This is a genomic window from Enterobacter cloacae complex sp. OE43NF, assembly GCF_023544405.1.
Classification (GTDB): domain Bacteria; phylum Pseudomonadota; class Gammaproteobacteria; order Enterobacterales; family Enterobacteriaceae; genus Enterobacter; species Enterobacter cloacae.
Map to the genome: position 1 here is coordinate 128,130 of NZ_JAMJFW010000004.1, position 11,553 is coordinate 139,682.

General features: G+C 49.2%; 18 protein-coding genes and 2 tRNA genes. 7 read left to right on the plus strand and 13 right to left on the minus strand.

From position 1 onward, the window contains the following. Window positions 1-18 precede the first annotated feature (18 nt). The 13 genes from M8370_RS03580 to M8370_RS03640 form a co-directional block, all read right to left on the minus strand. Window positions 19-1,311, minus strand: coding sequence for a tyrosine-type recombinase/integrase (locus M8370_RS03580; protein WP_044596886.1), 1,293 nt, complete (start codon window positions 1,309-1,311; stop codon window positions 19-21). A 44-nt stretch (window positions 1,312-1,355) separates the two neighbouring features. After that, entirely contained in the window at window positions 1,356-1,613 is a 258-nt protein-coding gene (locus M8370_RS03585) for an excisionase family protein (RefSeq protein ID WP_013097283.1), read from the minus strand. Further along, window positions 1,597-1,968: a hypothetical protein gene (locus M8370_RS03590; protein WP_062939324.1), complete on the minus strand. Its 372-nt coding sequence runs from the start codon at window positions 1,966-1,968 to the stop codon at window positions 1,597-1,599. The genes M8370_RS03585 and M8370_RS03590 overlap by 17 nt, the downstream gene beginning before the upstream one ends. Window positions 1,969-1,970: 2 nt before the next feature. Further along, on the minus strand, window positions 1,971-2,714 hold the full coding sequence (locus M8370_RS03595) for an ORF6N domain-containing protein (protein WP_250020493.1): 744 nt from the start codon (window positions 2,712-2,714) through the stop codon (window positions 1,971-1,973). A gap of 11 nt (window positions 2,715-2,725) precedes the next feature. Continuing rightward, window positions 2,726-3,304 carry a DUF5375 family protein gene (locus M8370_RS03600; RefSeq protein WP_044596884.1) on the minus strand — a complete coding sequence of 193 codons (579 nt, stop codon included), beginning with the start codon at window positions 3,302-3,304 and terminating at the stop codon, window positions 2,726-2,728. After that, window positions 3,304-3,717 (minus strand): hypothetical protein, encoded by a 414-nt coding sequence (locus M8370_RS03605; RefSeq protein ID WP_250020494.1) that lies wholly within the window; start codon window positions 3,715-3,717, stop codon window positions 3,304-3,306. The genes M8370_RS03600 and M8370_RS03605 overlap by 1 nt, the downstream gene beginning before the upstream one ends. Further along, window positions 3,714-3,953, minus strand: coding sequence for a ParE family toxin-like protein (locus tag M8370_RS23570; RefSeq protein ID WP_502799543.1), 240 nt, complete (start codon window positions 3,951-3,953; stop codon window positions 3,714-3,716). The genes M8370_RS03605 and M8370_RS23570 overlap by 4 nt, the downstream gene beginning before the upstream one ends. Further along, complete coding sequence (locus tag M8370_RS03615; RefSeq protein WP_250020496.1) at window positions 3,907-4,314, minus strand: hypothetical protein; 408 nt, start codon at window positions 4,312-4,314, stop codon at window positions 3,907-3,909. The genes M8370_RS23570 and M8370_RS03615 overlap by 47 nt, the downstream gene beginning before the upstream one ends. A gap of 319 nt (window positions 4,315-4,633) precedes the next feature. After that, on the minus strand, window positions 4,634-5,020 hold the full coding sequence (locus M8370_RS03620) for a S24 family peptidase (RefSeq protein ID WP_057059447.1): 387 nt from the start codon (window positions 5,018-5,020) through the stop codon (window positions 4,634-4,636). A 62-nt stretch (window positions 5,021-5,082) separates the two neighbouring features. Continuing rightward, complete coding sequence (locus M8370_RS03625; RefSeq protein ID WP_088728345.1) at window positions 5,083-5,301, minus strand: hypothetical protein; 219 nt, start codon at window positions 5,299-5,301, stop codon at window positions 5,083-5,085. A gap of 14 nt (window positions 5,302-5,315) precedes the next feature. After that, entirely contained in the window at window positions 5,316-5,501 is a 186-nt protein-coding gene (locus M8370_RS03630) for a hypothetical protein (RefSeq protein WP_044596878.1), read from the minus strand. Then, window positions 5,498-5,887, minus strand: coding sequence for a hypothetical protein (locus M8370_RS03635; protein ID WP_165556389.1), 390 nt, complete (start codon window positions 5,885-5,887; stop codon window positions 5,498-5,500). The genes M8370_RS03630 and M8370_RS03635 overlap by 4 nt, the downstream gene beginning before the upstream one ends. Window positions 5,888-6,053: 166 nt before the next feature. Further along, the gene (locus tag M8370_RS03640; RefSeq protein WP_044596876.1) at window positions 6,054-6,731 is read right to left on the minus strand and encodes an XRE family transcriptional regulator; all 678 of its coding nucleotides are present in this window, start codon (window positions 6,729-6,731) and stop codon (window positions 6,054-6,056) included. A 149-nt stretch (window positions 6,732-6,880) separates the two neighbouring features. Here M8370_RS03640 and M8370_RS03645 point away from each other — a divergent pair, with 149 nt between their 5' ends. From M8370_RS03645 to M8370_RS03675, 7 genes are all read left to right on the plus strand, one after another. After that, window positions 6,881-7,150 carry a transcriptional regulator gene (locus M8370_RS03645; RefSeq protein WP_044596875.1) on the plus strand — a complete coding sequence of 90 codons (270 nt, stop codon included), beginning with the start codon at window positions 6,881-6,883 and terminating at the stop codon, window positions 7,148-7,150. A gap of 20 nt (window positions 7,151-7,170) precedes the next feature. Next, on the plus strand, window positions 7,171-7,464 hold the full coding sequence (locus tag M8370_RS03650) for a hypothetical protein (RefSeq protein ID WP_063144023.1): 294 nt from the start codon (window positions 7,171-7,173) through the stop codon (window positions 7,462-7,464). Window positions 7,465-7,891: 427 nt separating this feature from the next. Beyond that, window positions 7,892-9,511: a DEAD/DEAH box helicase gene (locus tag M8370_RS03655; protein ID WP_250020497.1), complete on the plus strand. Its 1,620-nt coding sequence runs from the start codon at window positions 7,892-7,894 to the stop codon at window positions 9,509-9,511. Then, window positions 9,508-10,479 carry a toprim domain-containing protein gene (locus M8370_RS03660; protein WP_126851008.1) on the plus strand — a complete coding sequence of 324 codons (972 nt, stop codon included), beginning with the start codon at window positions 9,508-9,510 and terminating at the stop codon, window positions 10,477-10,479. Before M8370_RS03655 ends, M8370_RS03660 begins: the two co-directional genes overlap by 4 nt. Then, window positions 10,476-11,258, plus strand: coding sequence for an antitermination protein (locus M8370_RS03665; protein WP_250020498.1), 783 nt, complete (start codon window positions 10,476-10,478; stop codon window positions 11,256-11,258). The genes M8370_RS03660 and M8370_RS03665 overlap by 4 nt, the downstream gene beginning before the upstream one ends. A 135-nt stretch (window positions 11,259-11,393) precedes the next feature. Then, window positions 11,394-11,471: transfer RNA gene (locus M8370_RS03670), tRNA-Met, on the plus strand. Window positions 11,472-11,474: 3 nt separating this feature from the next. After that, window positions 11,475-11,550, plus strand: a tRNA-Arg gene (locus M8370_RS03675). The last annotated feature ends 3 nt before the right edge of the window (window positions 11,551-11,553 follow it).

An 11,553-nucleotide genomic window follows, 5' to 3' on the forward strand; every position in this document is an offset into this window, starting at 1 on the left:
ACTTGAATTTAAGGTTTTCTACTGCGCTACTATCATGCTTTGGGGCAGCGATGGGGCAATGTGTGAAAGCGCCTTGTTGAGCAGAGTAACCTGTTCGCCGCTCTTCTCTGACATCCACTTTCCATACACCTTGTAAACCATCTGTGCATCGGTATGCCCCATTTGAGTTGCTATAAAGTTTGGGTTTGCACCAGCTGATAATGACCAGCACGCATAGGTATGCCGTGACTGGTAAGCATTGCGGTAACGAATGCCGGCGCGCTTGATTATCGGGGCCCAAATTTTATTAATCGAATTAACCGCATAATGATATCCTCTTCTGGACCCACGCTTGACGCATTGAGGGCTGAAAACGAAAGTGCATGGATGTATGACTGACTGGCCATATTCACGCAAATTCACTTCAACCTCATGCTGCCGGCCAAGGCGCGTCAGTTGGGCCTGATTCCTGAGGGCATCAATAGCTGGTTGTATGAGATAAATCACCCTGTCAGTGCCTGCCTCGGTTTTTGGCAGGGTGAACTCATACGTTTGGGTAAGGTTACGCTTAACCGTAATGGTTCCCGCGGTGAGATCGATGTCTTCCCATGCAAGACCACATAATTCCCCATGCCTCATTCCGGTATAAACGGCGACGGTCCAGAGATTTCGCATCTGCTGGTGGCCGCATGCCTGAATGAACCTGATGAACTCGTCTGTCGTGAGTGGATCTGGTTCGTCTTTTGCCTTCCTGAGACGGTTAATTCCGCTAAACGGGTTTTCCTTTGCGTAGCCGTTATCAGCTCCAAACTGGAAGATCTCGGCCATCAGCATCATGTAATTATTCACCGTGGAAGACTTCCGGCCTTTTACCTGTGTCCGGTGATCCTTCTTCATTACATGGAAGCCCGTCAGCAACTCCTTCCTGACATACAGCAAATCTTCAGTGGTAACCGCAGAAACCATTTTATTTTCGCCGATGCGCGGAAGCATGTTTTTTATGATGGATTCGTACCTACTCATGGTATTAGAGCTGATCTCCATTCTCTTCAGCTCTGACCATCTTTCGGTAAGCTCCAGCACAGTAATTTCCTTTCTATCCTGACCGAACCGGGCAAGGTTCGGTGAGTTTGGGAATTTTTCTGCATAGTTAAAATTCCCCATCCTTATCGCAAAACAAACCGAAGAACGCAGCTCACCAGCTATCTTGCGATTTTTTGCAGTGTCAGGGACACCGAGGTTTTCCCTGACACGTTTACCTTTATACAGAAACCAGATGCGGAGCGAACCGCCGTGGTTTTCGACGCCTGTCGGGTATGATGCATTAGCCATTGATCCCTCCTGACGTCCAGGAGCGTGGACGAGTGTACTGCTTTTCATGCTGTCTTCGCACCTGGTTGATTTTTTTTCTGCGCCTCGATCCACTGATCAACGGCTTTCCTGTTGTACATGCATTCGCTCGAAGGCTTGGGATTACCATCTGGTGAAATGTGCAGGTACTCGCGGCCCAGCATCCAGGATTCTTTTCTGGCGCGGGTGATGGTTCCGGGCTTGAGCCCGGTAACCGCAATCAGAACCTTTTCGCTAACCCAGTCATTCGGCACCAGAAGAACGATTTCAGCACTGGTTTGCATGGATCTCCTCCATTTTCTCTTTAGCCAGACGCACGCAACGCGCAAAAGAGGAGGGCGTTACAATTTCGCGCAGAGCCTGAACCAGGAAGTCGTTGTGCTGCTGGTGCAGATCTATGTTGCGTTCTTTTTCCTCATGACGCAGGACTGCCAGACGGGCTGTGATGATGCGACGCTTCCCTTTGATCAGCCGCAGAGCGTTCTCTGCCTTTTTGCGCCATGTACTCCATTCACTGCTGCTGTTCGATTTCGCCAGTTGCTCTTCAATACTGAGCTGCGCTTCTTCTGCGTTAACAAGCTGCTGCAGGCAATCGCTGATAGTGTTCAGGTTGTCTGTCTCCACGAAGAATTTGTGCATTCTTAACCCTCCCACCCAATCGCCTGGAACAGGCCCATTTTAGGGTGATACCAGCGGGTGCCACGAGGTTCAGCTTCTGACATCATCTGGCGAAATGCGGCCATAAACGGCTCCAGTTCGACAATAGCCCTACGTGACAACAGCCCGTCTGGAGTCATAAATTCGTGCGTGTCTGTCGGGATGCGGTAGGCATTGACCAAATTCCGGCACTTGGCGTCACTCATACCGCTTTTGGCTACCACCTGGCGGTAACCGACATATCCGGCGCGCATGGTCCCGCGTTTGATGTTCTCCACAGCTTCTGTGACCGTTTCGATCTGCTCTTCAACATGATTCAGGCGCTTCTGCTGGCGAACGGCATCGGCGGCCATTGCGGCGATCATCTCGATTTCCGTCAGCGGCGCGCGAGTGCGGAAATAGCTGTTAACCAGTTCGCGCTGAACCTGCCAGGCAAGATCATCGTTAAATGGCTTCGTCAACATCAGGTAGCCTGATTCGAAAAGCACAATCCCTGACGGTGCAAATTTAGAGAATGTCCCTTCCGGGAGGTCCGTACGTATTACGTCCGCACCTAATTCGGCATAATCCACACCGTTGATGAAATGCTCACGGTTTCGGTTGAATGCTGCACGAGCGGTTCCTTCCGGTCGCTGGTGGACTTCATCAATCATCGCCAGCGTCACCACGCGCTGACCGCGATACTCGACTGCCAGCAGCTGTTTGTTGTTGATCATTACAGTGTTCATTTTCGTCCTCCTCAGTGCATAACCGGCATGTCAGGCATACCTTCTTTCTGAATCTGTTCAATGAAGCTGTCATGCAGGAGATTGAAACCCTCCCGGCCCATTTTTGAGAGTCGAAGCCCGTTCTCAGCGTCCGTATCTAACATGTCCCGGTACATGCGCAGCGCCATCTGCTGGCCGATTTCCTGACCGTATTTCTCAATGGCTAACCCTTCCACATGGCTTGCGAGTGCAAACCGCTCTGGCGCGGGATAAACACTGATTGAACCGAGTTGTCCTGAGTAGATAACTGCGGTGTCAAACCCTCCAGAATCGTTGGCAACCTCAACCGTGCCGTTCTTTGCCTGCTCCTCGGTAATGAAGACGGCAACAAGCATCCAGCGCCAAATGATGATTTCTTTCTCGATGCCCGGGGTAAACCAGCCGCTTTCAATCGCTTCCATCACGCAAGCCAGCAGATCTAATCCATCCGGAATTCGTTTGTCATAGATGCCATTGTCGAGCTGGCGTACAGCGACGGAATAACCAATGACGCGGTTACCAAAACGGATGCCTGTTGATGTCGGCTCCGGAGTAAAAGCTGAAGCAATCATCAATACACTCCTTTAGGCTTGATGGCTTGAAGTGCATCGACCTCTTTAATGAACCGGTCATGCATCGCGTCCCATTTCTCACACCATTTCTCCATTTCTCGCTTGCGCGCCAGGATGCGACGCAGACGGCGAACACAACGCTGGTGGGCGGCCAGATACTCAACCTTTGTTTCCCCGTCACGCCATACCTCCCTGTCATCGCGATCAATACGCACCCTCGGGTGACGCTGCGGAAAACCTGAACGCTCAAAAGCCTCGGTGGTCATGAAGAAAGCCAGATAGCGGATCGCCGTATCTCGCGTGAAGCATTTTTTGATACGACCGTTGCGTACTGCCACGAACAGCGGGCTAACTGGCGTATCGTGCTTCTGTAATGCCAGATCAATTGTGCTTACGGTGCGTTTATCGTTCATTTCCGGTCCTTAACTTTGCTGTATCGTTCGTGACTCATTACTTCCCAGTTCTTGCCGCCATCGCGGGATAGTAGCCGCCAGCGGTGATTAACCTTGAGGCTCAAATTACCGGAGCCGTGCATACGGCAGGGGAGTATGCGCCTTGCTCTGAACTGGCTTAAAACGTGTGCTGCTTTGAGGTGAACCCACTCAGGAATTCGTATCGCTGTAAGTGCCATAAGATCCCCCCATTTCATGACCCTCCGTTTTCGGAGCCTCCACTTTTTGTTTTTTGACGAACTCAACCAGCTCAGAAATGAGCTCGTCGATTAACTCCTTTCCGCTATCCGTAAGGAATTCACCGCTGCCATTTACATCAACAGCGCCGCTGTAAATTCCCCTGATGGCTTTTACACCATCGACATTTCCGTACTCACTGAACGCAAGCCTTTCGAATTTTCGTAATAATCCATCAAGTAAAATCTCTGTTAATTCGACCGTGTTAATGCCGCCTTTATTGAGCTTAATAACAAGGCAGTTACTGCCCGTTTTTCGCTGGTGGCGTAATAACGCTGCCTTTAAAATTCGGCGTCGATATGTGTCGATTAATTTATCCATCGCGCTTTTCCTCCTCCAAACCCATAACTATTTCCTCTTCTTTTTCGGTCCATCCTGAATCTCAGCGGCGAGGTCATAAACCAGAGCGCATATTGTTTTAAGTTGAAATCTGTCTAACTTGTCGTGATATTCAAATAATGTTTGCGTCAAGCCTGACAACTTCTCCGCTTTGATATTCACTTCCTGAATATCCTGTCTTTTTAAAACACCCATAATTAACGGCCATATGCTTTTTTAAGATAAAGACGAGCGATTACCTCGTAACCGCAGGCCGCATAAAGGCATGCTGTTCTATATGCCGATTTATCCTTGATGAAAGTCATACGAAGCGCCTCACAGCCAAAGACGCGACTACCCGACCGTGAATTTTTATTTCTTTCTGTTCATCGGTATTAAGGGTGAAAGTTTCGTAATGATGGTTATCAGATATGATTTTTAATGAGCCATCAGCTAATGGCTCAATTCTCTTAATGAAAAGACATGGGCGACCAAAAGCATCCATTGTGTACACATAAATGCCAGGGGTAAGCGCACGGCCACCGCAATCAACGAAAGCGACTACCTCACAAGGTTCGATGGTTGGCTGCATTGAGTCACCTTCCATCCTGCAGCTCTGAACGCGGTTACCAAAGTCATTAATATTGTCTGAACCGAACAGCATTTGAGGAGTTTTTATTGGCTGATTAATCGCGATAGCGTTTTGCATTTTCATTTCCTCAGGGTGAGTTTTTCCCCACCCCAAAAGGGGTTTTTTAATCTATTTTTTATTTACAGTTTATAGGTGTCGAAGTCAGCGATGCTCTTGTTTAGTTTATCCAGTGTTTGGGCGACTAAAGTAATTAGAGCATGTTCTCTTTCTTCTTCAATGCTGGTCATTTGTTCCAAAAGAATCCATAACGAACGTTCACAACACCGCACATCATGTGACCAGCTTAGAATCGTTTTGCTGGTTTCTTCCTTATTCAAACTTACTGTTTCGTTATTCATTATTTGTTCTCCGGTCACATATTTTGAATATATGGCTTCTTATCTGCTTCTTTTATCGAATCTGCTACACCTTCAAGCAAGGTAACAATTGACGATATTAAGCGTGCTTCGTATTCATCACGGGCGCTCTCAAGCCATACATCAAGAACAGCTTCCGCCTGATTAACGCGCCCTAATGCATTAAGTAAAGAAATTGTCATTTAGGTTCCCCTTCATTGCTGAATTGCTCCACATACGCATAAGCAGTTTCACAAGTCTTATTCATTGAGCGAATCAGACAAGCAATCGCGTTATCGGCTTGTGGTGTGAATTCATTTATGCGGTGAATAACTTCCAACAACGAAGTATTCTCAGTGATTTCAGCAGCGAGATCTTCGAGCTTTGCTGTTGCTGATAAAGGACCATCACTTACTTTATTTTTTGACGAGTTTTGAGTTGATGAAATTGAGGCGTCAACTAAGAGGGAGTTAATAGCCATAAGATTATCCTCAATTTCACATGGTTCTATAACCTTATGAGATTCGATTAAAGAGACCAGTACAGCCTGTGCCATTGAAATTAGCTCTGTGGTGGATTTTGTATGCATATTGTTATCCCCTAGTCATGATTGAAAATTTATCATCGAATCAAGTTAAACTTGATGGTTAGAGGATATGGCGGAGATTTGAGTTCGTCAAGTTAAACTTGATAAAATTTATTTTGGCGCGGGATGGGTAAAAAAAACGGGCATAAGCCCGTTATATTTCAGAAGGTTAACCGAATCTATTTATATTGAAGGGAACTGAAGAAATTACCTTTGATTGTATGTAAAGCATGTTGAATGCTTCTTTCTCAATACTCCAAGGTTGATAGTTTGAGTTATCTGAAAGAACTACCATTTTGGAGCCGATTTTTTGAAGACGCTTAACATAGCATTCACCATCAAAGCAGAAGGCGTAAATGCCATCACCATCAAAATAAGTTATTGATTTATCCAAGAAAAGCAAATCCCCCGGAGATATTGTTGGCGTCATGCTGTCGCCTCTGGCGTTACCTATCTCAATATTTTTGAAAGGCCTATTCCCAACCAACTGACGAGCGTATTCAGGATCGAGTTCAATGGATCTGACTACATCAATGAAGTCGCCCTTAACACTTGAGCCGTCACCGCAACTAAACTCGACATCAAGCACACTAAACCTAACGCTATCGGCATGGGTATCGTTCCTATGCGTACTTGGAAATTTCGGACTCTCAGATTCACCAAGGAACCATGACTGGGGCAGACCGCTAATTTCCGATAGTCTGGCAAGCCGCTTGCCTCTTGGTGAAGTCTCGCCGGTTGTCCAGTATTGAACTGATTGGGCTGTTACACCCAACTGTCTTGCCAGTTCAGCCTGACTCCACCCCTTGAGCCTCAAAAGTTCATTAATCCTTTCCGCAGTTTTCATTACCCCTCCAGATGCAGTGGTTCCAACATCAATACACACACATGTAAAGCTAACCTTGATTTTAAGTGTACATGAGTAAATTCTAACTTGCATGTTAATTTAAACTTGATATCCTTCTCTTTAAATCAATTCTAACTTGATGGTGTCATATGGATGAAAAAATCCGTTATCGACTGAGGAGCGCCGTATCTCAGCGAGCAATTGCGAAAGCCCTGGGAATCTCGCCGCAGGCCGTAAACCAATGGTTCTCTAAATCAGTAATCCCTCCCCGGTATGTTTTGCCCATTTGTGAAATGACCGGCTGGAAAATCGTACCGCATGATGTTCGTCCTGAATTGTATCCATCCCCAGAAGATGGAATTCCTGCGCACTTAAGGCTCGGCCTTGATGCTGTTAACAAAAAAAGAGTGGATATGTAATCACTTTTTGTAGGTGGTTAATGCAACAGTTTGAAACTCTAAATTTACTGCCTTCGGCGCATAGCCAGGCCGATGCCGATTGGATCAAGCAGCAGTTACTGAGCCTGACGCCAGCAGCACGTCAAAAAGCAATTCAGCGTTATGCAGCTGTGTATCAGGAATCGTTCGAAGCCGAGCCCGTTTCATACCGCAAGGAGAACCGGGCAAGGCATGAAGCAAATATGCGGCTTCGCCTGTTTGTGAGAAATCACGGCAGGGCTTTACAGGGGTATACCGCCGAACCTCCCCTGGCCGGAACGCCAACGCGTTCCTGATTGTTGCGGGTTTAAAGGTACCCGGACAAAAGCAGGCTTAAAGGTGCCTGTTCAGGTTGGCAACTCACTAACTCAACTCCCCGTATGTACTAGGTAAGTAGTACGTTTTTATGGGGAAGAGGGAAAGGGGGGTAAGGGGGGATTGGGTGTAGGGGTAGGAATAGGGTCTTTTCCAACAGGAGAGATCCATTGGTTAAGTAGATCACTGTCTTAAGGGCGCAATTAAAAAAACGCCCGTATCAGCAAACCAGTACAAAGCGCTCAGGCGCTGAGAAACAAAAAGGGTTCTTTCTGGAAGAGTGATTTTTCAGGGGAGCTGAATCAGAAGGGAGGCTGGCAGCCTTTGGGGAGGCCACCAGCCATGTGAGGGGGAATCCATGAAAACCACATCACAGAATTATTATCTCATCACCGCGGGGTCCGCACAATGCAGCTGACGATCACACCGAATTTTGCACAGGAACGAGCACTTAACCAGCTGCGCCGTAACTGGAAGGATACGGAAACCTTCATGGTGTACTCGCCGACGGGCAGCGGTAAAACAGGACTGGCCGCCTTCATCGTTGCGGGGTTCGTCAGTCGTGGCATGCGGGTAATGTTTTGCGCGCCTTACCAGATCCTCATTACCCAAACAGCAAACCGTTTTGTGGAGTATGGGTTGCCGGGTGATGAAATCGGCTATGTCTGGGCGGATCACCCAAACTACGATCCTACCCTCAAAATACAAATCGCCAGCGCCGATACGCTTATTCGTCGCGTATTCCCTGACAATATCGATCTGCTGATTATCGACGAAGCGCACCTGCGCAAAAAACGCATCCTGCAGGATATCGAACGCCTACGCGAAAAAGGCGTGAAAGTGATCGGCCTGTCGGGTACACCGTTTTCCCCGTTCCTGGGCAAATACTACGACCGACTGATTAAGCCAACCACCATCGGCGAGCTGATCCAGCGCGGCGACCTGAGCAAATACGAATTTTACGCACCCACAAAGCCGGATCTGAAAGGTGTTAAAACCTCTCCGTCCCTACAGTACGGTACCGACTACAACGAGGCGCAGCTGGCGGAGATCATGTGTGGTTCAACGCTGGTGGGCGATATCGTCCAAAACTGGCTTGAGAACGGCCGGGACCTGCCGACAATCGCGTTCTGCGTCAACGTAGACCACGCTAATTTTCTGACTATTCAGTTTAACCAGGCTGGCGTAAATGCAGAGGTTATGACTGCAGATACTCCTGCGGAAGAACGCCAAACCATCATTCACCGCTTCGAAACTGGCGCCACAAAAATCATCGTCAGTGTAGGGGTGCTGGTTGCCGGGTTCGACAGCGATGTTCGCTGCATCATCTACGCCAGGCCAACTAAGAGCGAAATTCGCTGGCTGCAGGCGCTCGGGCGTGGCTTGCGCACCGCTCCGGGTAAAGAGTCCTGCCTCATCTTCGATCACAGCGGCACCGTGCACCGCCTGGGTTATCCGGACTCTATCGAATATGACGATCTTCCGGGTAAATCAGACGGGATGGAGGAGGGCGTGCGCCGCGCAGCTGAGGAACGAGCAGAAAAGCTGCCTCACGAATGCTCGCAATGCCACTTCATGAAGCCTGCTGGCGTCTATGTCTGCCCTAAATGTGGCCACAAGCCGCTGGCCGGTGAGGACATTGATACCGACACCGGGCGAAAACTCAAAAAACTTGGGGGCGAGCAGCGCCAGCCGACGAAGGAAGAGAAACAAGCCTGGTGGAGTCAGATCAAATTCTATCAACGCCAGCGCATATCGCTGGGGAAAAAGCCTGTCAGCGATGCCTGGTGTTCTCACACCTTCCGCGAACGTTTTGGGGTATGGCCGAACGGCCTGAGCGATTACCCGATGGACATCACTCCGACAGTCTCAAACTTCATTAAGCACAAACAGATCGCCTTCGCTAAGCAACGCGAGAAAGAACAGCGCCTGCAAAAGCAGGCAGAAGAGCAGCCGAACCCCCTAAGAGTTCAGCAGGCGCTTAAACACGTCAGCGACATCAGACAGCAGTTAGGAAAACGAGCATGAAAACGGTAGAAGCAGCAAAAGGCCATTGGGCCATGATTTTTGAGCATTACGGCCTGCCGCCGATCACCGGTAAAAATCACTTTAAGGGGAAGTGCCCGCTGTGTGATTCGATTGGAAAGTTCCGCATCGATAACCGCGACGGCGCGGGAACATGGATCTGCACCTGCGGAAGCGGTGACGGGCTTAAGCTGGTTACCGAAACCCAGGGCAAACCATTCAACGAGGTTTGCCGCGAAATCGATGCACTGATCGGCAATACGTTCAGACGTGACAAAGTTCCCGAGGCTAGCGACGCTTCCAAGCTGCGGAGAAAGGTACTCAACAACTTTGCAAAAATGTCTCCTCTGCGCGGTACATCCGGCGCTGAATACCTGAATTCACGCGGTATTTATCAGCTTCCAGCTGAGGCCGTGCGACTCAACCCCAAGCAACGGCATAACGGACGGGTGTACCAGTCTATTTATTCACTGGCAACAGACGATAAAGGGGAACTGTGTTACCTCCATCAGACGTTATTGGATGGTGCAAAGAAAGCTGACATCGGGGCCAGCGCCAAGCGGCAGAAATCTCTGCAGGAAGATAACTATCTTGATCACGCTCGTTCGGTCGCTATCCGTATGTTCCCGGTCGCCAGCACACTTGGCATCGCTGAAGGTATCGAAACTGCGCTGTCTGCACACCAGATTTACAAAGTGAATACCTGGGCGACTATGACCGCCAATTTTATGAAGAAATTCCGGGTCCCGGCAGGCGTTAAGCATCTGATTATTTTTGCCGACCGCGACGAGACAAGCGCTACGGGTTTAGCTGCTGCCTGCGAATGCGCTCATGCAAATCTGGTGGCTAAAAATGACCTGCAGCGCGTGAGCGTGTACTGGCCGGATCACGATGATTTCAACAATATGCTCATGAATGGCGATCAGGTTCGTGAGCTGGTTTTCTATAAAAAACAGCAGGTGGCCGCATGAAACTGGAAGCATCACTCAAACATTTTAGTCCTCAGGGAATGCACATCAGCGACGACGTGAAAGGAACCTCTCCGGACCGCCTTACAGGAACAGACGTAATGGCGGCGATTGGTACCACCAGCAGCCGCGCGCGCTTCGGCCTGGCGGCGTTCTTCGGTAAAGCAGGAATCAGCAAAACGGATGAACAGCTCGCAGTTCAGGCGCTGGCGAGATATGCGATGGATGTCGCACCGAAGAATGTTCGCAAAGCAGCTGGTGGGCAGTTCGGATGGTGTATGCAGATGCTGGCACAATTGGCCTTTGCTGATTACTCCCGTTCTGCGGCTACCAGCGTGACATGTCACAGTTGCAGCGGTACCGGTTTTATCTCCGGGAATGAGGATGTGGTTAAACATCCTGGTATTTTCGACGCCGACGGTGCCGAAGTGGTGGCCCCGAAGATTAAAAATGAGCTGGTGAAAAGGGTTTGCGAAACCTGCGGAGGGAAAAAGGTAATCCTTGCGCGGTGCAGATGCGGCGGTAAAGGCGAAGTGTTGGACCGCAAAGCGACCAAAGAACGTGGCGCACCGGTTTTCAAAACGTGTGAACGTTGCTCTGGTAATGGCTTCTCTGCTATCTCCTCGGCGACGGTACACCGAGCCATTCTGAAGCGTCTCCCGGACCTCCATCAGTCCTCATGGTCACGTAACTGGAAACCCTTCTATGAAATGCTGGTGGACACTTTGCGTCAGGGGGAGCGTCATGCAGCAGTGGAATTTGAGAAGGCGACAACTTATTAATATGATCGGAGCAAATGGTGACACTTTTTTGCACGTTAGTGTTGACTTTGCATAAAACTGTCCTGTATGCTTTCCATCGTGGGATATTACGCCTACACGACATCAAACCCGCCTCCGAGCGGGTTTTTTATTTCTGGGCCGGAAGCTCATTTGGTATGAGCGGTCCCCTCATAAGGGAAGGGTAGACAGGTTCGAATCCTTCACGGCCCACCAAATTTTCCTGTAGCTCAGTGGAAAGAGCAACCGCCTTCTAAGCGGTTGGTCGCTGGTTCGAATCCAGCCAGGCGAGCCATCA